This window comes from Deltaproteobacteria bacterium (genome assembly GCA_005879535.1).
Taxonomy (GTDB): Bacteria; Myxococcota; Myxococcia; order Myxococcales; family 40CM-4-68-19; genus 40CM-4-68-19.
In genome coordinates, this window is sequence record VBKI01000039.1 from 1 (window position 1) to 24,374 (window position 24,374).

Genomic DNA, 24,374 nt, shown 5'->3' on the forward strand with positions numbered 1-24,374 from the left:
TCCCAGCAGCGCTCCGCCGTCGGTCCGCGTGCAGTCGGTGGGGACGTTGCAAGAGCCGAGCGACGGCTCGCCGCTGTAAACGCAAGCGACACAGGACAGGAGCGCCACGACGGCGATTAGGCGATTCATTCGGCTCTCTCTAGAAACCTAGAAGGCAAACGCGAGTACCCCGCCGGCCGCGGCCAGTACCACGCTGCTCACGATGAGCACGTTGGCGATCGTCGCCGCGCTCTTGGCAGAGTTCAGGTTCGAGATATCGGAGGCGAGGTACACCCCGTTCCTGCTGTAGTTCGCCTCGGCGTCGCTGACGAGGCTCTTGCTGTGCTGCCCCTGGAAGATTCCCACGCCGAGCGCGAGAGCCGCGGCTCCCATCAGCGTGTACCCGACCGGCCGCGTCCACTTCCCTTCCTTCACGTCCACGCTGGGATCCGGCCGTCCACCGTGCAGGTCGGACGCCAGCGTCAGCGGCAACCCGCCCTTCTCGGTCTGCCGCGCGAACACCGTCTCCGAGAAGCCGCCCCGGCGGACCGCGACCTTCTTCTCCAGCGACGTCCGCTGCCCCACCGCGACGCGCACGGCGTGGACGCCGGGCTCCACCGCGATTGCCTCCGGGTTCTTGAAGCTGCGCGGAGCGAGGCGATTGTCGATGTAGATGGTCATGTCCCGGCGGTCGGCGTCGACGTAGATGCGTCCGGCGCACTTCACTTGAAGGGCGCGGCACGCCTGCCCCTCCGCCCAGGCCTGCACGTCGCTCTGCCGATCGGTCTCCAGCACCTGCTCGACCTCCGAGTTCGGCAGCACCCGCTGCTTGCCGACCTCGAAGATCCGCACCGAGAGGACGAAGCCGTTGCCCTTGGCCGCCGACGAGCCGACGAGCACGTTCTGGCATCGCGCCATCTTCCCCACGCTGGAGACGCAGGCAGCGTCATGCGGTTCGCAGTGGGTGGTCGAGTCGCCGAGCAGCACCGCGTCCTTGAGCAGCGGCGAGTCTTTGGCCACCTCGAAGAAGGTCTTCTGGATCGCCTCGAGGTACTTCTTGTCGGAGCTTCCCGCGGCGGACTCCTTCACGAAGGGGAAGACGCAGAGCGAGGTATCTTTTAGCAAGCTGAGATCGAGCTGCGGCTGCTCCGCGCCGGCCATCGGAAGCGGAAGCGCTTCGTCGGCCTTCGGGGCAGGCGCAGCGGGCGTCGCTGCCGCGGGCGCCGGCATCTTGCCGGAAGCGCTGGGCACCGTCTGCGGCGTGTTCCATCCCGACGACGGAGGCGGCGCCGCCGGCTTGTTGTCCTTCGACTGCGCGGACGCCGCAAACGACACCGCTACAACCAGCGCAAACAGAGCTCTCATCGATGCGCCCCTCGCTGAAGACCCCGCTGGTTCTCGCAGCATTGTCGAAGCCGAGTCAAGGAATCGGAACGCTTGCGTAAAAGTGCAGCGCGTCTGCAATCTCAGAGCTTGTCGGAGCGGCCCTGCGATTTGAGCGAATCGACGACGGCGCGAACGTCCTGGGCGCGTTCGCGAGGAACGACCAGCAGAGCGTCGCCGGCATCGACGATGCAAAGGTCCCGCAGCCCGACCGCTGCCACCAGGCGCTTTCCTTCCGACAACACGACGCATCCGTCGCAGTCGACGGCGATCGCGTCGCCGCTCACCGCGTTGCCGCGAGCGTCGAGCGCGCGAACCTCGGGCAGCGCCGCGAACGATCCCACGTCGCTCCACCCGAAGTCGCCGGGCACGAGCGCAATGCGATGGGTAGTCTGTGATTCGGGCTCCATCACCCCGTAATCGATGCTGATCGACTGCAGCGCGGCGAAGTCTCCGCCTCGCGTCAGGCCTTCGTGCACCTTTGGCAGGTGCCGCTGGAGCGCGTCCAGCATCGCGTCGGCGCGGAACACGAAGATCCCGGCATTCCAGGAGTACGACGGATCCTGGAGGTATCGCCCGGCGGTCGCGGCGTCCGGCTTCTCCACGAACGCTTCCACCGCGAACACCCCAGGCGCCTTCTCTGCTCCCCGCCGCAGATACCCGTAGCCGGTCTCCGGACGCGTGGGCTTGATCCCGAGCGTCAGCAGATCGCCGTTCTGGCAGGCGCCCGCAGCGAGAGCGAGGGCGTCGCGGAAGGCATCCGGACGCCCCACGTGATGATCGCTGGGCAGCACCATCAGGGTGGCGGCGCGGTCCTCGCGCAGCGCGTGCACGCAGGCAAGCCCGATCGCGGGCGCGGTATTGCGCGCCACCGACTCGACGATCAGATGCGCCACCGGCAGATCGGGAAGCGCCGCGCGCACGCCTTCGACGTGATCCTTGCCGCACACCACCCACGTGCGCTCGCTCGGGCAGAGCGGCGCAACCCGCGCGAACGTCTCGGCGATCAGGGTCCGCTTCGTCACCAGCGCCAGGAACTGCTTGGGCTTCTTCACCCGCGAGAGCGGCCAGAACCGCGTCCCGCTGCCGCCGGCGAGAATCACCGCGTGCAGGCTCATTGCCCCTCCCGCGCGAGCTGGATCAGCTGGTTGAGGATGCGCGCCGTCGCGCCCCAGACCACCGCGCCGTTCACGGTGTACCAGTAGAGCTCGAACTGCTGGCCTTTTCGCTCCCGCATCTCGATGCGGAGATTGGCCGGATCACAGAAGCCGGACAGAGGCAGCTCGTGCAGCGCCGCGATCTCCGCCGGGCTCGGGGTCCACGGATATCTTCCGGCGGCGGTGAAGGCGAGCGGATCCACGACGCCGACCACGGGCGTGATCACGAAGCCGGTGACGAAGGTGGGGCAGTCGTCGATGGCGCCCAGCACTTCGACGTGCTCCTCGCGCAGGCCGACCTCCTCTTGAGCCTCGCGCAGCGCCGTGGCCCGCGCGTCGGCATCGCCGATATCCATCGAGCCGCCGGGAAAGCTGATCTGGCCGGCGTGCGAGCGCAGCTCCTTGCTCCTCTCGGTGAAGAGCACGTGCAGCCCCTCGGGACGCGGCAACAGCGGCACCAGCACCGCCGCCGCCCGGCCGAACTCCGGCCGAAGCACTGGCTTGTGGCGCGTGATGGCGCGCCGGATCTGTGGAAGCGTTACCTCTTCCCGCTCAGCCACAGCAACACCACCAAGGCGGCCACCGCCAGCCGGTACCAGGCGAACGCCGCGTACGTGCGCCGGCGCAGGTAGTCGAGCATCCAGCGGATCACCGCCGCGCCCACCACTGCCGAGGCGACGAAGCCGGCGGCGAGGGCGACCCAGGTGAGGTCCCCTTCACCGGCGCGCATGTCATGGACCATCTTCGGCAGCTTGAGCAGTCCCGCGCCGAAGATGATGGGCGTGCTCATCAAAAAGCTGAAGCGCGCGATCTCATCGCGGGTGAAGTCCTCGAGGAGTCCCAGCCTGCGCGACGCCGATCGAAAAGGCCCGCGGGATGGTCATCTGCGCGAGGTCGCGCGACTTGCGTCCGACGCGGTCGGCGTACCAGAGGATCAGCCCGAGCGCGGCCATGGTGCAGGCGATGAGCAGCGGCGCCCGCAGATTCGACTCCGCCCACTTGTCCAGCAGTTTTCCGATCACGGCCGCCGGCAGCGCCGAGATCACGAGGCCCCAGAAGAGCCGCCGATCCGTCTCCGAGCCGCCGCCCGTCAATCCCGCGCCGAGCAGGCGGATCCAGTCCTTCCAGAAGACGGCCAGCACCGCCGCGAGCGTCCCCCAGTGCAACGCCACGTCGAAGGCGAGACCGGGGTCTTCCCACCCGAACAGCCAGGGGAGCAAGGTGAGGTGGGCGCTGGAAGAGATGGGCAGGAACTCCGCGAGGCCCTGCACGACCCCGTACACTACGGCTTGCCAGACGGGCATGCCGCTTCCTCTACGTCCCTTCTTCCCAGGACGCGAGGTACTTTTCCTGCTTCTCGGTCAGCTTGTCGATCCGCACGCCCATCGACTTCAGCTTGAGGCGCGCGATCTCGCGGTCGATCTCGTCGGGCACCGGGTAGACCTGGTTCTGCAGCTTCTTGCCGTTCTTGACCACGTACTCGGCGCTCAGGGCCTGGTTGGCGAAGCTCATGTCCATCACCGAGCTGGGATGGCCTTCGGCGCTGGCGAGATTGATCAGCCGGCCTTCGCCGAGAATGGCGATGCGGTTGCCGCTCTTCAGCGTGTACTCGTCGACGAACTCGCGCACGGTGCGCTTCTTGGCGTTCTTCTCCAGCCAACCGATGTCCACTTCGACGTTGAAGTGCCCGCTGTTCGCGACGATGGCTCCATCCTTCATCTTCTCGAAGTGCGGCTGCGCCAGCACCTCGCAGTTGCCGGTCACCGTGCAGAAGAAGTCGCCGATCCTCGCCGCCTCGAGCGACGGCATCGCCCGGTATCCGTCCATGGTCGCTTCCAGCGCCTTCAGCGGATCGATCTCGGTCACCACCACGTCGGCGCCCATCCCCTTGGCGCGCATGGCGAGGCCGCGGCCGCACCATCCGTAGCCGAGCACCACGAACACGCTGCCCGCGAGCAGCCGATTCGTCGCGCGCACGATGCCGTCGATGGTGCTCTGGCCGGTGCCGTAGCGGTTGTCGAACATGTGCTTGGTGAGCGCGTCGTTGACGCTGATCACCGGAAACGCGAGCTCGCCGTTCGCCTGCATCGCGCGCAGCCGCTGGACGCCCGTGGTGGTCTCTTCGGTGCCGCCGATCACGTTCTTCAGGAGCTCGCGGCGGTCGCTGACCAGGCTGGAGACGAGGTCGCAGCCGTCGTCCATCGTCAGGTTGGGCGCGTGGTTCAGCGCCGCCTTGAGGTGCTCGAAATAGGTGTCGCGATCCTCGCCCTTGATCGCGTAGACGCTGATGCCCTGGTCGACCAGCGCCGCAGCCACGTCGTCCTGCGTGCTGAGCGGGTTGGACGCACAGAGCACGAGCTCGGCGCCGCCCGCGTGGAGCGTCTGCATCAAGTGCGCCGTCTCGCTGGTGACGTGGAGGCAGGCGCTGATCCGCATCCCCTTGAGCGGCTTCTGCTTCGCGAACCGCTCCCGGATGCTGGCCAGCACCGGCATGGACCGCTCCGCCCATTCGATGCGCCCGTGCCCCTTGGGCGCGAGGTTCAGGTCCTTCACGTGGTGGGCGGTCTTCATCTGCTTCTTGGACACTGCCATTCTCTCGCTCCTTCGGAGTACAGCCTCAAGCGTAGCCGCAAAGTCGCACCTCCGGTGCGGCAGCGGCTATGCCGCGCCTTTGAGCCCCGCGGCCTGCCGCAGCGCGTCCGCGCGATCGGTGCGCTCCCAGGTGAACTCGGGCTCGGTGCGGCCGAAGTGCCCGTACGCAGCGGTCTTCTCGTAGATCGGCCGCAGCAGATCGAGCTCGCGGATGATCGATGCCGGCTTGAGGGAGAACGTGGCGCGGACCGCCTTCTCGATCTTCTCCTCGGGAACGGTGTGCGTTCCGAACGTCTCCACCATGATGGAGACCGGCTCCGCGACTCCGATGGCGTACGCGACCTGCACCTCGCAGCGTCGCGCCAGACCGGCGGCAACCACGTTCTTTGCCACCCAGCGCGCCGCGTAGGCGGCGCTGCGGTCCACCTTCGAGGGATCCTTGCCGGAGAAAGCGCCGCCGCCGTGGTGCCCCATGCCCCCGTAGGTGTCGACGATGATCTTGCGGCCAGTCACACCGGAGTCGCCCATGGGGCCGCCGATGATGAAGCGGCCGGTGGCGTTGATCATCCGCTTCATGTCGGGCGCCCGCAGCTCGAGGGGAACGACCTTGTCGATCACTTCCGAGCTCACCGCGTCGCGCAGCTGCTCGGTGGAGACGGAATCCTCGTGCTGCGCCGCGATGACGACCGCCTGCACCTTGTGCGCACGCCCGTCGCGGTACTCGACGGTGACCTGGCTCTTGCCGTCCGGCCGAAGAAACTTCAGGTCGCCGCGCCGGGCCTTGGCGAGCTGGCGGGTCAGCCGATGCGCGAGCGCGATGGGCAGGGGCATCAGCTCCGGCGTCTCGTCGCAGGCGTATCCGAACATCATCCCCTGGTCGCCGGCGCCCTGCTCCTTGCCGGCGCCGGAGTCGACGCCCATGGCGATTTCCAGGGACTGCTGCTCGACCGCGACCATCACCGCGCAGCTTCGCGCGTCGAATCCCATCGAACCGTCGTTGAAACCGATGCGCTCCACCGTGCGGCGGACGATGTTCGGGTACTCGAGACGCGCGCGGGTGGTGATCTCGCCGATCAGGAGCACCAATCCCGTCTTCACCGCGGTCTCCAGCGCGACGCGACTGGACTTGTCCTGGCGCAGGCATTCGTCGAGCACCGCGTCGGAGACCTGGTCGCAGATCTTGTCGGGATGACCTTCGGTGACGGATTCGGAAGAGAAGAGGGCGTCGCGCAGCTGCATCGTGTGTCCTCAGACCCGGCTCTTGCCGGCGTGGAACGAAAGGCCGCGCAGAATCGCCCCGATGCCGCGGCCTGTCAACGTCAAATCGGGGGCGCTCCTCCCTCGAAAACGAGCTGCGGAAACCGCTTGTGCATCTGCTCCAGAACGTACCGCTCGATCTCGTCGTGCGAGGAAAAAGCCATCGCTTCATCGAGGAGCTTGCGGGCATCGCGCACGTCCGCCGCCCGGATCACGCGCTTCACTTTGGGAATGTCCGCCGGGTTCATCGACAGCGTGTCGAGTCCGAGCGCGAGCAGGACCAGCGCGTAGGACGGGTCCCCGGCCATCTCCCCGCACATCGCGCACTCGATTCCCGCCGCCTTCGCACCTGCGACTGAAGACTGGATCAGGCGCAGCACGCCGAGATGCAGCGGCCGATAGAGGTACGCGACGTCGCGGTTTCCCCGATCGATGGCGAGGGAGTACTGGATCAAGTCGTTCGTGCCGATGGAGAAGAAGTCGCATTCGCGCGCCAGCCGGTCGGCGGCGAGCGCCGCGGCGGGCGTCTCGATCATGATGCCGATCGGAATCTTCTCCGCGACCGGCTTGCCTTCCAGCAGCAATTCCTGCCGGATGGCCTCGATCTGCGTCTTGGCGTCACGAAGCTCGTCGACCGCGGCCACCATGGGCAGCATGATCTGCAGCTTGCCCTGCATGGAGGCGCGCAGGAGTGCCCGGACCTGAGTCCGGAAGAGCTGCGGATGCCGGAGCGTAAAGCGGATGGCGCGAAGTCCGAGCGCAGGGTTGGGCTCGTGGGAGCGCTGCCCGATGGGAAGTTTGTCGCCGCCGAGATCCAGCGTACGGATGGTGACGGGGCGGTTCTGCATCCGCTGCAGGATCCCGCTGTAGGCGCGGTAATGCTCCTCCTCGCTGGGGAGCTCCTCGCGGTTCAGGTAGAGGAACTCCGTTCGATACAAGCCGACCCCCTCGCCGCCGTGGGCGAGGACGCTCGGGACCTCCTCTGGAAACTCGATGTTCGCCTGCAGGCAGACACGGCGCCCGTCGAGCGTCTGCGCGGGCCGATCGCGATCCTCGAGCAGCGCTGCGTCGCGGGATTTGGCCGCCACCCGCGCCGCCTCGAAGCGCTTGACCTCCTCCGGGTCGGGCGAGAGCAGCACCTCGCCCGTCGTCCCGTCGAGCGCGATCAGGTCTCCGGCACTGCAGATCTCGCTCGCCTGGCCTGCACCGACTACGCACGGCACTTCCAGGGCCCGGGCGAGGATCGCCGTGTGCGACGTCTTGCTCCCGAAATCGGTGACGAGACCCTTGATCTTCCCTGAAGCGAGCAGCACCGCCGCCTCGGCAACGGGCAGGTCATAGGCGACGATGACCACCTCGTCCGTAGGAATGTCGACGGAGATCGGCCGCTCTCCGATCAGGTTGTGGACGATCCGGTCGCAGACCTCGTCCAGATCGGCGCGCCGCTCGGCGACGTATCCGTCCGAGCCTAGCTTCTCGCCGACGTCCCGGACCAGCCGGCGCACGGCCCATTCGGCATTGAGCAGCTCATCCCGGATCAGCCCCTTGGCGCCCTCGATCAGCGTGGGATCGTTCGCCATCAGGCGGTGCGCGTCGAGGATGTCGCCCTGCTCGCCGTCGCCAAGGCTTTGACGGATCTGCTGGAGCTGGTCGACGGACTCTTTCACCGCCGCATCGAGCCGGCGGATTTCCGCTTCCACCTGATCGGGCTGGATGTGGTACCGCGGAACGCGTGCGCGCCGCCGGTCCACGGGGAACACGCGCCCGATCGCGACGCCGGGAGAAGCGGGGATTCCGGTCAGCTTCGCCAAGGCTCCCGCAGGTCTATCACAGGCGGGTCAGCTTCACGTGGAGGCGGCGTAACTCCTCATTGGCCTTCACGTACTGCCCTTTTCCCTGTTCCTGGGCGAGCTGTTCGGCAAGCTGCGGGACAATGCCTTTCAATGCCGGTCGGGCGGCTGGTACGGCGGTGAGCCAGTCGAGGGCGCGCGTCGCGGCGGTGCGGATCAGCAGTTGCTCGTCCGCCACGGCCTTGGCGAGGCCCGGGACCGCATCCAGGGCGCCCGCCCGGCCGAGCTCGTAGGCGGCGCGCGCCCGGACGACGGGGTCCGGGTCCTGCAGCTTGGGCAACCAGCACGGCGAGTCGGTCGCGCAAACCCGCGCGGCTTCGAAGGGTTTCGAGAGCTCGCCGAACTGCGTCGCGAGCAGGTCGCAGGCCTGGCGCGGGTCGCCCACGGGCATCGTCAGCTCGGCCAGTTGGCGGACGCAGGTCTGTTGCGATCCCTTCGACTCGCGCATCGCGAGGTTGAGGATGTCCTTGCCCAGGACCGGCTCGCCGAAGAGCGCCGCCGATTGCGCAATCGTGAGCCGCAACTTGAGGAGGCCCGACTGGGCTTTCTTCATCAATTCGCGGGCTTGTGCGCGATCGCCGATCCACACCAGCGCCTCCGCGGCGAAGGTGGTCACGTCCTCGTCCTGCGCGTTCGCGGTGGAGACCAGCGCCTGCACCGCGGCAGCGGCCTGCGTGGCGCGCATGCGCCCCAAGGCGTTGGCCGCGAACATGCGGACGAGATTGGAGAGCAGCCGCGAAGTCTCGCGATTCGGGTCGGGATCGACGTACTTCAGCTTCGCCAGCAGCACGGGGACCGCACGCTGGTCCTCGAGATCGCCGAGCACCAGCGCCGTCTTCGCGTACGTGCCGGCCGGCGCGCGGTTGTTCTCTTTCGCCCAGGCGAGGTAGGCGGGATCCTGGTCCTGGGCGATCTTCATCAGCGGCTCGACCGCTGACGGGCCCATGAGGAACAGCGCAAACGAGCTGTCCGACAGAAACGACACGCCCTGGCGCTCGATGACGAGCGCGTGCGCCAGCGCAGGGATGCCCGCGGTGTCGCCGATCTGTCCCAGAGCGACGACGGCGCGCTTGATCAAGAGCGGCGGCGCTGTGGGGTCATCGACGATGTGCGAGAGCTCGGGAACCGCGTCCTTCGACTTGACGTTTCCGAGCGCTTCCACGGCCGCGAGCCGGACGTTGTCGTCTCCGGACCGGGCGAGCCGGAGCAGGGCCGGCCCGGCGCGCGCGTCGCCGATGTTCCCCAGCGCTTCCGCGATGCGGGCGTTGGTGCGGTTGGCGGCGCGTGCGGCGGTATCGCTGCCAGCGCCCACCGTCGTGTCGACCGCATCGAGCAACGCATCGACCTGCTCGGGGCCGCCGAGGTCCTCGAGAGCGAGCGCCGCTTCCTCCTTCACCAGCGGGTCCTTCAAGAGAGCGGCAATGCGGGGCGCTGCCTGTTTCGCCTTGAGCTTGCGCAGCTGCTGGACGGCCTGGACGCGGACCTTCGGATCCCTGTCCTCGAGCTTGGGAATCCATGTCTGCGGATCGCCCGCGTCTTTCGACTTGCAAGCGATCAGCGAGACGGCGAGCACGAGCGCGAAGAGTCGCATCTGCCTCTTCGCGTATCCGCCCTCGGGGGTGCCGTCAATTCTTAGGTCAGTCCTTCAACCTTGAGCGCCTCGGCGACGGCGGGACGGGCCTTCATCCGTTCCATGAACTGCTGCAGCGGTGCCGGCAGCGGGAGCTCGACGCGCGCCGCCCAGCGCAGGATCGTGAACAGATACGCGTCGGCCATGGTCAGCTTTTCGCCCAGCAGGTACGGCTGCTTCGCCAGCGTTGCCGCCACGAAGTCGAGCCGCTTCGTGAGGTTCTCGCGAAAGACCGGATCCGACGTCTTGCGGAAGAGCGGGCTGAAGCTCTTGTGCAGCTCGGTGGCGATGAAGACCAGCCACTCCTGCAGCTTGTAACGCTCCTTGGTGCCCGCCTTGGGAGCCACCTTCTCTCCGCCCTTCTGGTCGGCGAGATACATGAGGATCGATGCGCCCTCGGTAAGCACGGTGCCGTCATCGAGCTGCAGCGCCGGCACGTAGCTCTTCGGATTGAGCTGGTTGTAGTTGGTTCCGGACTCGGAGATCTTCGTGTTCCGGTCCACTTTGTCGAGCTTGAAGTCAGCGCCCATCTCGCGCAGCACGATGTGAGGCGAGAGCGAACAGACGCCCGGTACGTAGAAGAGTTTCATGACGCACTTTGATGCCGGAGCGTTTGCTAAGTTGCGCAGCGGATGCGCATCGCCTTCCTCGGAACGCCGGAGTTCGCACTGCCGATCCTCGAGGCGTGCAGCCGGGCGGGCGAGTTGGCGCTGGTGGTCGCCCAACCCGACAAGCCGGTCGGACGCCACCAGGAGCTGCAGGCGCCTCCAACCAAGGAGTGGGCGATCGCGCGCGGCATCCGGGTCGAGCAACCGGACAAGGTGAAGCAGGGGAGGCTCGCAGCGGTCCTGGTGTCCGCAAGGCCCGATGTCGCCGTCGTCGCCGCGTATGGGCGGATCCTGCCTCCGGACGCGCTGCGAGTGCCTTTGCACGGATGCCTGAACGTGCACGCGTCGCTGCTTCCCGAGCTGCGCGGAGCGGCGCCCGCGCAGTGGGCGGTGGCGCGCGGGTACCGGGAAACCGGCGTCACCATCATGCAGATGGACGAAGGTCTGGATACGGGAGACATCCGTCTGCAACGTGGCCTGTCCATCGCCGACGACGAGACCGGCGAGTCGCTCTTGCGCAAGTTGGGGCCACTCGGGGCCGATGCGCTGACCCAGGCGCTTGCATTGCTCGCGCAAGGACGGCTGCCCCGAGTGCCGCAGGACCACTCCAAAGCGACGCTCGCGCCGCTTCTTTCCCGCGAGGACGGGCGCGTGGACTGGACCCGCACAGCCGACGAGCTCGACGCCAGGCGCCGCGGATTCATGCCTTGGCCCGGCGCCTGGACGACCGTGGATGGCGCCGCGCTGAAAATTCAGTCGGCGCGGCCCGTTGCCGGAAGCGGCGCCCCCGGAGAGCTGCTGGCCGGAACCGCCGTTGCGTGCGCGCCGGGCACGGCGTGGGAGCTGGTCGAAGTCCAGCCCGAAGGGAAGAGGCGGATGCCAGCGGCCGCATGGCTGCAGGGCGCGCGCCTGAAACCCGGCCATCGTCTCGGGACCTGAGGTAGATTCGCGGGATGCTGATCGTGCTGCATCCCGACGTGTCTGTTGACGCCCAGGCAGCGATCGAAGCCCGCATCCGCGAGCTGGGGTTCACGCCGCACGCGATCGAGGGCGCGGGACGCACGGCGATTGGCATCACCGGCAACCAGGGCCCCGTAGATCCGGGGCACTTCCGCGAGCTGCCCGGCGTCGCCGACTGCATCCCGGTGACCGCGCCGTACAAGCTCGTCTCGCGCGAAGTGAAGCACGAGGACACCGTCGTCGACGTGGCGGGCGTGCCGGTCGGTGGACCGGAGCTCGTGGTCATGGCCGGCCCGTGCGCCGTGGAGAGCGAGGAGCAGATCCTCACTGCCGCTCGGGGCGTGGCGGCCAGCGGCGCGTCGCTGTTGCGCGGCGGCGCTTTCAAGCCGCGGACGAGCCCGTACGATTTCCAGGGCCTGAAACAGAAGGGTCTCGAGCTGCTCACGAAGGCGCGCGCCGAGACCGGCCTGAAGATCGTCACCGAGGTGAAGGACACCGAGACGCTGGGCGCGGTCGTCGAGAGCGCCGACCTGCTGCAGATCGGCGCCCGCAACATGCAGAACTTCTCCCTGCTGGAAGCGGTGGGCGACGTGCGCAAGCCCGTCCTGCTCAAGCGGGGGATGTCGTCGACGATCAAGGAGCTGCTCATGGCCGCCGAGTACATCGTCTCGCGCGGCAACAAGCAGGTGATCCTCTGCGAGCGGGGAATCCGCACCTTCGAGACCATGACGCGCAACACCCTCGATCTGAACGCCGTTCCCGTCCTCAAGCGCGAGTCGCACCTGCCGGTGGTAGTCGACCCTTCGCACGGCATCGGCATCCGCAGCGCCGTGCTGCCGATGGCGCGCGCGGCGGTCGCCTGCGGGGCCGACGGGCTGATCATCGAGGTCCATCCCGATCCGGACCGCGCACTCAGCGACGGCATGCAATCGCTCAATCTTCCCTCGTTCGAGAAGCTGATGCGCGAGGTGGAGAAAATCGCCTCCGCGATGGGCCGCTCCCTGTACCGGGTGGCGCGCGCGTGAACGCGCGCATCTGGCCGCTGCGCAAGCCGCTGCACGCCGAAGGCGTCCGCGTCCCGGGCGACAAGAGCATCTCGCACCGCGCCCTGATCTTCGCGGCGCTGGCTGAGGGCGAGAGCCGCATGGCGGGACTGGCCCCAGGCGGCGACGTGCGATCGACGGCGCGCTGTCTCGCCCAGCTTGGTGTCCCGGTGCTGCGAGGAGACGGCACGCCGTGGGCAGAGAAGGCCCCGCCGCAGCGACCGCCCCGGAGCCCGGCGCTCCCGGAGCGCGATCCCGACATGCAGGCCGACGACGCCATCGTTCTCGGCCACGGACTCTCGGGTCTGCGGGAACCGAGCGAGCGCCTCGACTGTGGCAACTCCGGCACGACGATCCGCCTTCTCACCGGAGTGATTGCCGGCGCGGGTATCGAGGCGACACTGACCGGCGACGAATCGCTGTCGCGCCGGCCGATGGAGAGGGTCGCAAAGCCACTCCGGCAGCTCGGAGCGGAGATCGAGACGACGCACGGCAAGCCGCCCATGATCGTGCGGCGCGGCCATCCGCTGCGCGCCGCGGCCATCGCCTCCGACGTCGCCAGCGCGCAGGTGAAGAGCTCCGTCCTGCTGGCCGGCCTGTTTGCGGAAGGGGAGACGAGCTTCACCGAGCCGGGGAAGAGCCGCGACCACACCGAGCGTCTCCTGCGGACGATGGGCGCGGCGGTCGTGCAGCGCGGCACCACGGTCGCGGTGCGCGGCCCCGCGAAGCTGCGCGGCTTCGCTCTCGACGTTCCCGGAGACCTCAGCTCGGCCGCGTTCCTGATCGGCGCCGCATTGACCGCTCCCGAAGGCAGTACCCTCACCCTGGAACACGTCGGCGTGAATCCGACGCGCGCGGGTTTTCTGGATGCGCTGGCGATGTTCGGCGCCCGCATCCAGCTCGAGCTCGGCCAGTCGGGCGGTCCCGAGCCGGTGGCGAAGCTGACAGTCTCCGCCCAGAAGCTCCGCGGGACGCAGCTCGACGGCGATCTGGTTCTTCGCGCCATCGACGAAGTGCCGATCCTCGCGGTGCTCGGCGCTCTCGCCGAGGGCGAGACGGTCATCCGGGGCGCGCAGGAGCTGCGGGTCAAGGAATCGGATCGGATCGCCCAGATGGCCGCCGGTCTCCGCGGCATGGGCGCGCGCGTCGAGGAGCTTCCCGACGGCCTGCGCATCCAGGGCGGCGCCCTGCACGGCGGCGCCGCCATCGACTCCGCGATGGACCACCGCATCGCGCTGGCGTTCTCGGTCGCGTCGCTGGCGGCGGGTGAGGCGTGCTGCATCTCCGGCGCCGAATGGTCGGACATCTCGTTCCCCGGGTTCTACGCCCTCTTGCGCAGGCTCGGCGCGGAGGTGGAGATCTCCCCCTGATGCGCGCACTGTACGTCCTGCTCGGCGATCCCGTCGCCCACTCCCGTTCGCCGGCGATCCATGCCCGCGCCTTCCAGCTCCTCGGCCTCGACGCGGTGTACGCGCCTTGCCGGGTTACGGACGCGCCGGCGGCAGTGCGCGCCTTGCGGGCGCTCGGCATCGCCGGAGCGAACGTGACCGTCCCGCACAAGCAGGCGGTCATCGCGTCTCTCGAGCGGCTCGACGACGCGGCGAAGCGCATCGGCGCCGTCAGCTGCATCGTCAACCACGACGGCGTTCTCTCGGGCCACAACACGGATCGCGAAGGTCTTCTCCGAGCGCTGGGAAGGTTCTCCGGCGAGGCGGTCGTCCTCGGGGCGGGAGGGTCCGCGCGCGCCGTCGTCGATGCCTTGCGGCCCCATGTCGCCATCCTGAACCGGACTCCGTCCCGCGCCGAGCACCTCGCACGCGAGATGGGCGTCAGGGTTGGCACGCCGGACGCCGCCGCGCGCGCGGACCTGGTCGTGAACTGCACCACGGTGGGAATGAGCGGGGAGGAGATGCCGGTCGACCCCCGGTCGCTGCGCGGGACGGTGGTCGATCTGGCCTATTCCTCGGTCGGCGAGACCGCTCTGGTGCGCGCCGCCCGCGCGCGCGGATTGCGCGCGATCGACGGAATCGAAGTCCTCGTCCATCAGGCCATCGCATCGCTGGAGATCTGGCTCGGCAGGCCCCATCTCGTCGAGCTCGCGGCCGAGCTGCGGAAGGCGGCGCTGGCGTGACGCGGCTCCGCTTTCTCACCGCCGGCGAATCGCATGGGCCGGCCCTGGTCGGGATCCTCGACGGGCTTCCCGCCGGCCTCGACTTGCTGGCGGAGCACATCGAGCGCGACCTGCAGCGTCGCAAGCTCGGATACGGACGCGGCGGCCGGATGGCCATCGAGCCGGAGAAGCCGCGGATCCTTGCCGGCGTGCGGCATGGGAAGACGCTCGGATCGCCGCTGGCGCTCCTGATCGAGAACGCCGACCACCCCAAGGCCTGGTCCGACCGGATGGCCGTCGAACCAGTGGCCGATCCGGGCAAGCTCGTCTCGTTGCCCCGGCCCGGCCACGCGGACCTCACGGGTTCGATCAAGTTCGGCTACCGCGACCTGCGCAACTCGCTCGAGCGCGCCAGCGCCCGCGAGACTGCGATGCGCGTCGGCCTTGCCGCGGCCGCCCGGCGACTGCTCGACGAGCTCGACGTCCGTGTCGGCTCCTGGGTCACCTCCATCGGGTCGGCTCGCGCTCGCGACGTGTCGGGACTCGAAGGGATGGAAGACGCCGAGGCGCTCGCGCTGAAAGCGGATGCATCGGCGGTGCGCTGCCTCGACCGCGAGGTGGAGGAAGCGTTTCGCGAGCAGATCGAGGAAGCGCGCGCGCGCCGCGACACGGTGGGCGGCACGTTCGAGGTGCGGGTGACAGGGCTCGTTCCCGGTCTCGGCAGCTACACGCAGGCCGATCTGCGCCTGGATGGCCTGCTCGCGCGGGCGTTGGCTTCGATTCCGGCGATCAAGGCGGTAGAGCTGGGCGACGGTTGGCGCGCCGCGGAGCTGTTCGGCTCGCAGGTGCACGATCCGATGGGCCGCGCCGGAGCCGGCATCACCCGCGACACCAACCACGCCGGCGGCCTCGAAGGCGGCGTCACCAACGGCGAGCCGCTGGTTGCGCGCGCCGCGATGAAACCCATCGCCACCGTGCCCGCCGCGCTCCGCAGCGTCGATCTGCTCACCGGCGAAGCGGACGCGGCGCACGTCGAGCGCAGCGACACCTGCGCGGTGCCCGCGGCGGCAGTCGTCGGGGAGGCCGTGGTGGCGCTCTGCATGGCGGACGCACTCCTCACCAAGCTGGGCGGCGACTCGATGGACGAGCTGTACGCGGCGCTGCGACTCGCTTGGCGGCGCGCGCGACCGCTCGCCGGCCACGTCTGGCTGTGCGGCCTGCCCGGCGCGGGGAAGACCACGCTGGCGCCGCTCCTGGCTTCGGCCCTGGGACTTCCGTTCGTGGAGATCGATTCCGTCGTGGAGCGCGCTGCCGGCAAGTCCGTGCCGGAGCTGTTCGCGTCCGAAGGCGAGGCCGGGTTCCGCCACCGGGAGACGGAGGCGGTCCGCGTCGCAGCGCGCGGGCCACGCAGCGTGATTTCGCTTGGCGGGGGCGCCGTCGGGTCGCGCGCCGTGCGGTTGGCGGTGCGGAAGACGGGACACCTGCTCTGGCTGCGCGCGCCGGTGCCGCTGTGCGCGGAGCGCGCGGCGACAGGCCGGCCGCTGCTCGCAGGAAACCCGGCGGCGCGGCTGGCGGAGCTTGCAGCCGCACGCGAGCCGCTCTATGCGCGGCTCGCCGACGGCATTCTCGACGTGGTTCCGGGCGCCTCTCCTCAGCAGATTTCCGCCCAGGCAGCCGCGGTGATCTCCGCGCTGGAGGCGCAGCGTGCCCACCATTGAGGTCCGCTTCGCATCGGGGGCGCGCACCGACTGCGTGATCGAGCCGGGTGCGCTGGAGCAGCTGCCTGCGCTCTGCACCAACGCCGGGCTGGCAGGGACCACGGGTCTCCTCTGCGACGCCCGGCTGCTCTCGCTCCATGGCGAGGCGATGCACGTCCTCGGCGCGCACTTCGGCGAGGCTCTGCCCCGAGCGGTCGCCGAGTCGACCAAGACGCTCGCCGAGGTCGAGGCGATGTGCGAGGCGCTCTCCGCGCGCGGCGTTGGACGCGACGGATACGTCGTCGCGATCGGCGGCGGCGTGCTGACGGACCTCGCCGGGCTGGCCGCTGCGCTGTACCTGCGAGGCGTGCCGTGGGTGAGCGTTCCGTCGACCTTGCTCGCGCAGGTCGATGCAGGCCTTGGCGGGAAGACAGGAGCGAACCTGCGAGCGGGAAAAAACCTCGTCGGCGCGTTCCACCAGCCGCGTCTGGTCGTGTGCGACCCCCTGCTGCTCGCGACCTTGCCGGAGCGCGAGCGCTGGAGCGGTCTCGCGGAAGTGGTGAAATGCGCGCTGCTGGAAGGAGGAGATCTGCTCGCACGCTGCGAACGCGACCTGGAGCGCGCCGCATCCGGTGATGCCGGCGCTCTGACTCCGCTGATCGAGGGGGCGGTCCGGCTCAAGGCGCGCATCGTCGCCGACGACGAGCGCGAGGGCGGGCAACGCGCGTTCCTCAATCTCGGCCATACGGTCGGCCATGCGCTGGAGGCTGCGACGGGGTATGCGCATTTCACGCATGGGGAGGCCGTGGCGCTGGGGTTGCGCGGGACGCTGGCCCTCAGCGACGGGATGCCCGAGCGCGACCGGGCCCTGCGCCTGGTCGAGCGGCTGCGCGTGGACGCCGGCCGCGCCCTGGATCCACGGCAGCGGGAAGCGGCATTGCACGCGATGACTCGCGACAAGAAATCCCGCCGGGGGTCGGTGCATTTCGTCGTCCTGGAGCGGATCGGAACGCCAAGGCTTCGCGAAGCGAGTACCGCAGACTGCGGCCGGGCGCTCGCAGCCGCTCTCGCGTAGACTCCGCGCGGATGAACATCCTCCTGCTCAACGGCCCGAATCTGAACCTCCTCGGCGAGCGCGAGCCCGGGATCTACGGGAAGACCACGCTCGCGGAGCTGGAAGAGATGGTGACGGCGCGGGCGAAAGAGCTCGGGCACGATGTGCGCGCGGTCCAGTCCAACCACGAAGGGGCATTGATCGACGAGCTGCACCAGCAGCGGCGCTGGGCCGGCGGAGTGATCTTCAATCCGGGCGCATACACGCACACCTCCTATGCGCTGCGCGACGCCATCGCGGCCACGGGGCTCCGCGTGGTGGAGGTGCATCTGTCGGACATCGCCAAGCGCGAGGCGTGGCGGCGCGTGAGCGTGATCGAGGAAGTCTGCGCCCACCGCATCGTCGGCAAGGGCGCCGCCGGATATCTCGAAGCGCTGGAGTGGCTCGTCCGGTGAGGATTGCCTACCACTGCGAGGACGTGGTCGGCGCGCGCATGGCCGGCCCCGGGATCCGGGCAGTCGAGCTGTCGCGCAGGCTCGCCGCGCGCCATCAGGTCACCCTCGTCGCCGAGGGCGCCGGCGAGCTCGCGGACGAGCCCTTCCGCACCTCCCGCGACCTCGGCGCCGTCCTTCGAGATTCCGACGCGTTCATCGCACAGGGCTTCGGATTTCCGCTGCCGCACCTGCTCCGGTTCAGCGGGCGCCTGGTGCTCGACCTGTACGATCCGGTGCAGCTCGAGCATCTCGCGCGCATCGGGTCTACGCCGACCGCGGAGCAGATCGTGGAAGTCGGGTACGTGCGACGGCGGCTCCAGTACCTGATCCGCCGCGCTGACCACGTGCTCTGCGCTTCCCTCCCGCAGCGCGCGCATTGGCTCGGTTGGATGGGGGCATCGGGCCGCCTCTCGCCGCAGGCGCTCGCGGCCGATCCGGAAGCGTCCCGGCTGATCGCCATCGTTCCGTTCGGCGTGCCGGAGACGCCGCCGCGAAAAGGGAGCTCGCCGCTGCGTCACGCGATCCAGGCTGCGCCAGACGATCGCATCGCGCTCTGGGCGGGAGGCCTGTGGGACTGGATGGATCCTGCGCTGGCCGTCCGGGCAACAGCGATCGCCCAGCGGGGGGTACCGCGCCTGAAGCTCGCGCTGCTTGCGGGACAGCGACCCGGAAAAGCGGCCCCTCCCATGCGGGCGGCGGCCGACGAGGCGCGCTCCGCGGCGGGGCCCGGTGTGCATTTCGTGGATGCGTGGGTTCCGTACGAGGAGCGGGGTGCGTGGCTCCTCGACGCAGACCTCGCTGTCTCCGCGCACAAGCCGTCGCTGGAGGCAGAGCTGGCGTTCCGTACGCGGCTCCTCGACTGCCTCTGGACGGCGCTGCCGGCCGCGTGCACCGCTGGCGACGTGCTGGCGACGGAAGGCGAGCATGACGGCTGGGCCCGGACGTCGGCCCCGGGCGACGCGGAGGCGCTCGCGAACGCCATCGTCGCGCTCTGCGACCCTGCAGCAAACGAGAAAGCGCGCGCCGCGGCGGCCCGAGGTGCGAAAGGGCGCACCTGGCAACGCTCGGCCGACGTGGTGCTTGGCCTCCTCGAGGGGCCCGCCCCGGAACGCCCCCGCATCCTCGACCGGCAGACTCCCGCGGTCGCAGCGGTCTTCGCGCGCAAGGCGCTGAAGAAGCTCCTTCGCTAGAGCTAAAGCGCTGCCCGGAGCGAGCGGATCAAGCCCGCGGCAGCGTCCACGCCACGCTCGTGATGCAGCGCGACCAGCGCGGATCCGATCACGACTGCGTCGGTCTTCCCCTTCAGCGCGGCCGCCTGCTCAGGTCGCGAGATACCGAATCCGACTGCGACCGGCGCCGGCGAGATCGACCGCAGCTCCGCCAGACGCACTTCCAGATCTTCCGGCAACGCGGTGCGCGCACCGGTCACGCCGGTGACGCTGACGTAGTACAAGAAACCGCGCGCGGTCCGCGCGATTTGCGCCGCGCGCTCTCGCGGAGTGGTCGGCGCGACCAGCGGCACCAGGTCCAGGCCTTCGGCGCCGAGATCGTCTCGCAGCGGCTGGGCTTCCTCCAGCGGCAGGTCGGGCACGATCGCCCCGCAGAGCCCGGCTTCGCGCAGCGCCCTGGCGAACGATCGGGAACCCATCGACTCGATCGGGTTCATGTACCCCATCGCGACAACCGGAGCGCGCAGGCGCAGGCGGGAAGCCATCGAGAGCAGATCGCGCAGCGTCGTCTTCGCGGCGATGGCGCGCGTGGCCGCCGCCTGCAGCACGGGACCATCGGCAATGGGGTCGGAGAACGGCAGGCCGAGCTCGATGACGTCGGCACCTGCAGCGTCGATGGCGGTCAAGAGAGCAGCAGTATTCCCGTCTCCGCCCATCGCATAGGCGACGAGCGCCGTCCGGCCTTCTGCGCGCGCCGCTGCGAACGCGTCGGAGAGGCGGCTCATTTCAGCGCCTCGAGAACGGTGCCAAGATCCTTGTCGCCGCGCCCGGAGAGGTTCACGACCAGGAGATCGCCGCGGACTCTGGGCAGCGCGGCGATGGCGTGCGCCGATTCGAGCGCGCAGAGGATCCCCTCGCTGCGCGCGAGCGTCTGGAACGCCTGCAGCGCCTCTTCGTCGGTCGCGGAGAGCACCGTGAGCCGCCCCTGGTCCCGCAGATGGGAGAGCTCGGGACCGACCCCGGGGTAATCGAGGCCGGCGCTGATCGAGTGCGCCTCGGCAATCTGGCCGTCCTCTGTCTGAAGAACGTACGAACGCGAGCCGTGCAACACCCCGGGCCGGCCCTTGGCGAGAGAAGCACCGTGCTTGCCGCTCTCCAGCCCGAGGCCTGCCGCCTCGACGCCGTAAAGTGCGACGGAGGGTTCACGCACGAATCGGTGCAGCGCACCGATGGCATTCGATCCGCCGCCCACGCAGGCGACGACCGCGTCGGGAAGACGCCCTTCGGCGCTCACGATCTGCTCCGCGATTTCCTCGCCGATGATCTTCTGCAGCTCCCGCACCATCAGCGGATAGGGATGCGGACCTGCGGCGCTCCCGATGCAGTAGTAAGTCGTCCGGACGTTCGTGACCCAGTCGCGGATCGCCTCGTTCATCGCGTCCTTCAGCGTCCGCGATCCGGCATCCACGCTGCGCACTTCCGCGCCCAGCAGCTTCATGCGGACGACGTTCGGGCTCTGGCGCCGGACGTCCTCGGTCCCCATGTAGACGATGCATGTAAGGCCGAGCAGCGCGCAGACCGTGGCCGTGGCCACGCCGTGCTGTCCGGCGCCGGTCTCGGCAATGACGCGCCGCTTGCCCATGCGCTCGGCCAGGAGCGCCTGCCCGAGGGTGTTGTTCAGCTTGTGTGCGCCCGTATGGAGGAGGTCTTCGCGCTTGAGGTAGACCCGCGCGCGCAACGAGAGCGTCTTCGCCAGGCCGTCGGCGCGGAACAGCGGCGTCGGCCGGCCGGCGTACGTGCGCAACAGCCGCGTCAGCTCCTCCCGATAGTCGGCATCGGCTCGCGCCGCCGTCCAGGCCCGCTCCAGCTCGTCCAGCGCCGGGATCAGCGTCTCGGGAACGAAGCGGCCGCCGTACGCCCCGAAGCGGCCGCGGCCATCGGGCGGCGCGATGGTTTGCTCCGCGAGGATCGGCGGCATCTCCTTCATCTCGACGCACCTCGCGCGGCGCGCACGAACGCGCGCACCCTCTCCGGATCCTTGAACCCTCGAGGTCCTTCGATTCCGCCCGCGACGTCGACGCCCGAAGGGCGTGCCTCGGCGATCGCCTGGGCGACGTTTTCCGGCGTGAGCCCTCCGGCGACGAAGAGCTCGCCGTCGTGGATCTGGCGCGCTTTCTCCGCCAGCTTCCAGGGAAAGCTCTTCCCGGAGCCGCCCGCGGGACCGTCGAGGAGGATCCGGGCTGCACCCGGTCGCGGCCGCAGCGACTCCTCCGAGTCGACCTGAAGCGCCGCGTAGAGCGCAAGCGCGGTGCGCTCCGCTGGCCATTTGCCGTGGAGCTGCGCGGCCTGCAGACCGACCTCGCCTGCGATCCGAAGCACCTCGGAAAGTTCCGCGTCCAGGAACACGCCGACCAAAGGGATGCGGGCGGACAAGGCGTCGCGGATGGCCTTCGCCTCCTCCACCGTGACGTGGCGGCGGCTCCTCTCCGCGAAGACCACGCCGATCTCGTCGGCGCCCTCGCGAGCACAGAGAAGGGCGTCCGGCACGGTGCGCACGCCACAGAGCTTGATCTTCATGCGCGCACCAGCGCCCGCGTCGCCGATTCGGGATCCGCGGCGGACGAGAGCGCCTCGCCGACCAGCAGCATCGAGGCCCCGAGCGCGCGATAGCGGCGGACGTCCTCAGCGGTGCGGACACCGCTCTCCGCGACCAGTGGCGCGATTCCGCGCGCCAGCGGCGCGATCCGGCCAAAGGCGTCCGGGTAGACTTCCAGAGTCTTCAGATTCCGCGCGTTCACTCCCAACAGATCGGGCTCGCAGGCGCGCGCCATCTCCAGCTCGCTCTCCTCGTGAACCTCGAACAGCACCGCCATCCCCAGCTCGCGTGCCAGGTACCGCAGCGGCCGCAAGGTGGCGAGCGGAGCGGCGGCGGCGATGAGGAGGATGGCGTCGGCTCCGTGCGCGCGCGCCTCCCGGACCTGGAACTCGGTGACGATGAAGTCCTTGCGCAAGACCGGGAGCGCAACGGCTTCGCGCGCGGCGCGCAGATCGGCGAGCGAGCCGCCGAAGTGTGCGCGGTCGGTGAGCACCGAGATCGCCGCCGCGCCGCCGCGCTCGTACGCCGTGGCCAGCGCAGCATCCAGCCCGGGATTGATGGATCCGCTGGAGGGACTGGCGCGCTTCACTTCGGCGATCAATCCCGCGCGTGGAAAAGGCCGGAGCGCCGGCGAGGGCGAGGGCAGCGGCAACCGCTGCCGTTCGCGCGCGTCCTCGAGCGCCTGCGCCACCAGCTTCTCCAGATGGCTCATGGCGCAGCCTTCCGCGCTTGCGACGCCTGCACCAGCCGCTCCAGCCGGTCCAGTGCGGCTCCGCTGTCGATGGCGCGCTCCGCGAGGCGGACGCCGTCGGCGATGGTCTCGCAGACGCCGGCGGCCGCCAGCGCCGCTCCTCCGTTGAGCAGCGTCGCCGCCCGCTGCGGACCGTTCTCGCCGCGGAGCACGGCGCGCAGCGTCTCGGCGTTCTGCTGGGCGTCTCCGCCGCGCAATCCTTCGAGCGGAGCCCGCTGCACGCCGGCGTCCTCCGGCGACAGCTCGAACTGGCGCACCACGCCGGAGCGGACTTCGCAGACCACGGTCGGGCCGGCCGTGGAGATCTCGTCGAGCCCGCCGTACCCGTGGACCACGAAGGCGCGGTCGCATCCCAGCTCCGCCAGCGTCTTCGCCAGCACCGGGACGAGCTGCGGGGCATATACGCCGAGGAGCTGGCGGCGTGCTCCCGCGGGATTCGCCAGCGGCCCGAGCAGGTTGAAGAGCGTGCGCAGCCCGAGCTCCTTGCGCACCGGCGCGACGTGGCGCATGGCCGCGTGATGCCGCGGGGCAAAGAGGAACCCGATGCCGCACTCGTCGATGCACGCCGCGACGGCAGCCGGCGGCAGCTCCACCTCGACTCCCAGCGCGGTGAGCACGTCGGCGCTGCCGCACCGGGAGGAGACCGCACGGTTGCCGTGCTTGGCGACGCGCGCTCCTCCGGCGGCAGCGACGAACGCCGACGTGGTGGAGATGTTGAACGTGTGCGACGCGTCTCCGCCGGTCCCGCAGGTGTCGATGAGCCGATCCTGCGAGACTTCGACGCGCGTCGCCCGGGATCGCAGCGCCTGGGCGGCGCCGGCGATCTCGTCCGGCGTCTCGCCCTTCATCCGCAGCGCCACGAGCAGCGCGGCCATCTGCGACACGGGGGCGCTGCCGTCGAGCATCGCGTCCATCGCTGCCGCCGCCTGCGCGCGCGAGAGGTGAATCCCGTCGACGGCCAGCCGGATGTGCTCGCGCAGCGGCATCGTTCAAACCCTGAGGAAGTTGCCGAGGAGCGTCTGCCCGTCGGGAGTCAGGATGGACTCTGGATGGAACTGCACGCCGAAAACCGGCAGCCGCAAATGGCGAACCGCCATCACGATCCCGTCCTTCGTGCGCGCGGAGACCTTGAGCTCCCTGGGCAGGGTGCGCCCGTCGACCACCAGCGAATGATAGCGGCCAGCGTGCAGCGGCTTGGGCGCCCCGCGGAAGAGCGCGCTCCCGTCGTGCACGATCTCCTCCGCCTTTCCATGCACTGGCTCCCGCGCGCGCACGACCTTTCCCCCGAAGGCCTGTCCGATGCTCTGATGCCCCAGGCAGACGCCGAGGATGGGGACCGCGCGCTGCGGCCGCGCAAAGCCGTTCAGCCCACAGGCGCGGGAGATGAGCTCCAGGCACACTCCCGCCTCGTTCGGAGTGCACGGTCCGGGCGACAGCACCAGCCGCTCCGGGCGGCGCCGAAGAATCTCCGCGGCGCTCGCGGCGTCGTTGCGCAGCACGTCCACGGAGGCGCCCAACTCGCCGAGGCGCTGCACCAGATTGAAGGTGAACGAGTCGTAGTTGTCGATGACCAGGACCCGCGGCTTCATGCAACCGCCTTTCCCGCCACCGCTCCGTACGCTGCGCCGACCGATGCTCGCACCTTGGCCAGCACCTCGCGCCACTCAGCGGCCGGGTCGCTGGCCGCGACGATCCCTGCGCCGGCCTGCGCGAAGAGGCGGCCCTGGCTGCGGAACAAGGTCCGGATGGCAATCGCGAGCTGGACGTCTCCTGCCCCGGAGAACCAACCGACCGCGCCTCCGTATGGACCGCGCTGGACGCCTTCCAGCTCGTCGACGATTTCCATCGCCCGGATCTTCGGCGCACCCGACAGCGTTCCGGCCGGGAATGCCGCAGCGAACGCGTCGACGGCGCCGAGCCCCGGCTTCAACGTGCCGCTCACCTCGCTGGTCATGTGCATCACGTGGCTGAACCGCTCCGTCTCCATCAGCCGCTCGACCTTCACCGAGCCGATGCGCGCCACGCGGCCGACGTCGTTGCGCCC

At 69.5% G+C, this 24,374-nt stretch carries 22 protein-coding genes and 2 pseudogenes; 8 read left to right on the forward strand and 16 right to left on the reverse strand.

Features of this window, described 5'->3' with window-relative positions:
• Positions 1-147: 147 nt before the first annotated feature.
• From E6J58_02675 to gstA, 9 genes and pseudogenes are all read right to left on the reverse strand, one after another.
• Positions 148-1,344 carry a hypothetical protein gene (locus tag E6J58_02675; protein ID TMB41690.1) on the reverse strand — a complete coding sequence of 399 codons (1,197 nt, stop codon included), beginning with the start codon at positions 1,342-1,344 and terminating at the stop codon, positions 148-150.
• Between the two features lie 101 nt (positions 1,345-1,445).
• A complete protein-coding gene (locus E6J58_02680; GenBank protein TMB41691.1) occupies positions 1,446-2,480 on the reverse strand; it encodes a mannose-1-phosphate guanylyltransferase in 1,035 nt (344 codons plus the stop codon).
• Positions 2,477-3,163, reverse strand: a complete 687-nt coding sequence (locus E6J58_02685) for a CoA pyrophosphatase (GenBank protein TMB41692.1) — start codon at positions 3,161-3,163, stop codon at positions 2,477-2,479. The genes E6J58_02680 and E6J58_02685 overlap by 4 nt, the downstream gene beginning before the upstream one ends.
• Positions 3,058-3,823 (reverse strand): annotated as a pseudogene (locus tag E6J58_02690) (undecaprenyl-diphosphate phosphatase). Before E6J58_02690 ends, E6J58_02685 begins: the two are co-directional and overlap by 106 nt.
• A gap of 10 nt (positions 3,824-3,833) precedes the next feature.
• On the reverse strand, positions 3,834-5,090 hold the full coding sequence (locus E6J58_02695; GenBank protein TMB41710.1) for an adenosylhomocysteinase: 1,257 nt from the start codon (positions 5,088-5,090) through the stop codon (positions 3,834-3,836).
• Between the two features lie 87 nt (positions 5,091-5,177).
• Positions 5,178-6,350 (reverse strand): methionine adenosyltransferase, encoded by a 1,173-nt coding sequence (locus tag E6J58_02700; protein ID TMB41693.1) that lies wholly within the window; start codon positions 6,348-6,350, stop codon positions 5,178-5,180.
• Between the two features lie 80 nt (positions 6,351-6,430).
• Positions 6,431-8,179 (reverse strand): phosphoenolpyruvate--protein phosphotransferase, encoded by a 1,749-nt coding sequence (ptsP, locus tag E6J58_02705; protein ID TMB41694.1) that lies wholly within the window; start codon positions 8,177-8,179, stop codon positions 6,431-6,433.
• 16 nt (positions 8,180-8,195) lie between these two features.
• Complete coding sequence (locus E6J58_02710) at positions 8,196-9,809, reverse strand: hypothetical protein (GenBank protein ID TMB41695.1); 1,614 nt, start codon at positions 9,807-9,809, stop codon at positions 8,196-8,198.
• A gap of 41 nt (positions 9,810-9,850) precedes the next feature.
• Positions 9,851-10,438 (reverse strand): glutathione transferase GstA, encoded by a 588-nt coding sequence (gstA, locus tag E6J58_02715; GenBank protein TMB41696.1) that lies wholly within the window; start codon positions 10,436-10,438, stop codon positions 9,851-9,853.
• A 42-nt stretch (positions 10,439-10,480) separates the two neighbouring features.
• Between gstA and E6J58_02720 the strand changes: the two genes are divergently transcribed.
• The 8 genes and pseudogenes from E6J58_02720 (at position 10,481) to E6J58_02755 (ending at position 19,004) form a co-directional block, all read left to right on the forward strand.
• Positions 10,481-11,395 carry a methionyl-tRNA formyltransferase gene (locus E6J58_02720; GenBank protein ID TMB41697.1) on the forward strand — a complete coding sequence of 305 codons (915 nt, stop codon included), beginning with the start codon at positions 10,481-10,483 and terminating at the stop codon, positions 11,393-11,395.
• Positions 11,396-11,409: 14 nt separating this feature from the next.
• On the forward strand, positions 11,410-12,441 hold the full coding sequence (aroF, locus tag E6J58_02725) for a 3-deoxy-7-phosphoheptulonate synthase (GenBank protein ID TMB41698.1): 1,032 nt from the start codon (positions 11,410-11,412) through the stop codon (positions 12,439-12,441).
• Entirely contained in the window at positions 12,438-13,829 is a 1,392-nt protein-coding gene (aroA, locus tag E6J58_02730) for a 3-phosphoshikimate 1-carboxyvinyltransferase (GenBank protein ID TMB41699.1), read from the forward strand. The genes aroF and aroA overlap by 4 nt, the downstream gene beginning before the upstream one ends.
• The gene (locus tag E6J58_02735; GenBank protein ID TMB41700.1) at positions 13,754-14,590 is read left to right on the forward strand and encodes a shikimate dehydrogenase; all 837 of its coding nucleotides are present in this window, start codon (positions 13,754-13,756) and stop codon (positions 14,588-14,590) included. Before aroA ends, E6J58_02735 begins: the two co-directional genes overlap by 76 nt.
• Positions 14,587-15,720 (forward strand): annotated as a pseudogene (gene aroC / locus E6J58_02740) (chorismate synthase). Before E6J58_02735 ends, aroC begins: the two are co-directional and overlap by 4 nt.
• 553 nt (positions 15,721-16,273) lie before the next feature.
• Positions 16,274-17,341, forward strand: a complete 1,068-nt coding sequence (locus E6J58_02745) for a 3-dehydroquinate synthase (protein ID TMB41701.1) — start codon at positions 16,274-16,276, stop codon at positions 17,339-17,341.
• Between the two features lie 11 nt (positions 17,342-17,352).
• The gene (locus E6J58_02750) at positions 17,353-17,775 is read left to right on the forward strand and encodes a 3-dehydroquinate dehydratase (GenBank protein ID TMB41702.1); all 423 of its coding nucleotides are present in this window, start codon (positions 17,353-17,355) and stop codon (positions 17,773-17,775) included.
• Entirely contained in the window at positions 17,772-19,004 is a 1,233-nt protein-coding gene (locus E6J58_02755) for a glycosyltransferase family 4 protein (GenBank protein TMB41703.1), read from the forward strand. The genes E6J58_02750 and E6J58_02755 overlap by 4 nt, the downstream gene beginning before the upstream one ends.
• Positions 19,005-19,006: 2 nt before the next feature.
• Here E6J58_02755 and E6J58_02760 read toward each other — a convergent pair whose 3' ends face one another.
• From E6J58_02760 to E6J58_02790, 7 genes are all read right to left on the reverse strand, one after another.
• Positions 19,007-19,768 (reverse strand): tryptophan synthase subunit alpha, encoded by a 762-nt coding sequence (locus E6J58_02760; protein ID TMB41704.1) that lies wholly within the window; start codon positions 19,766-19,768, stop codon positions 19,007-19,009.
• Positions 19,765-20,961: a tryptophan synthase subunit beta gene (trpB, locus tag E6J58_02765; protein ID TMB41711.1), complete on the reverse strand. Its 1,197-nt coding sequence runs from the start codon at positions 20,959-20,961 to the stop codon at positions 19,765-19,767. The genes E6J58_02760 and trpB overlap by 4 nt, the downstream gene beginning before the upstream one ends.
• Before the next feature lie 5 nt (positions 20,962-20,966).
• Positions 20,967-21,560: a phosphoribosylanthranilate isomerase gene (locus E6J58_02770; GenBank protein TMB41705.1), complete on the reverse strand. Its 594-nt coding sequence runs from the start codon at positions 21,558-21,560 to the stop codon at positions 20,967-20,969.
• Positions 21,557-22,291: an indole-3-glycerol-phosphate synthase gene (locus tag E6J58_02775; protein ID TMB41706.1), complete on the reverse strand. Its 735-nt coding sequence runs from the start codon at positions 22,289-22,291 to the stop codon at positions 21,557-21,559. The genes E6J58_02770 and E6J58_02775 overlap by 4 nt, the downstream gene beginning before the upstream one ends.
• The gene (gene trpD, locus E6J58_02780; GenBank protein ID TMB41707.1) at positions 22,288-23,316 is read right to left on the reverse strand and encodes an anthranilate phosphoribosyltransferase; all 1,029 of its coding nucleotides are present in this window, start codon (positions 23,314-23,316) and stop codon (positions 22,288-22,290) included. Before trpD ends, E6J58_02775 begins: the two co-directional genes overlap by 4 nt.
• A 3-nt stretch (positions 23,317-23,319) precedes the next feature.
• Positions 23,320-23,919: an aminodeoxychorismate/anthranilate synthase component II gene (locus E6J58_02785; protein ID TMB41708.1), complete on the reverse strand. Its 600-nt coding sequence runs from the start codon at positions 23,917-23,919 to the stop codon at positions 23,320-23,322.
• Positions 23,916-24,374, reverse strand: a 459-nt coding sequence (locus E6J58_02790; protein ID TMB41709.1) for an anthranilate synthase component I, incomplete at its 5' end; no start/stop codon positions are given. The genes E6J58_02785 and E6J58_02790, both read right to left, overlap by 4 nt.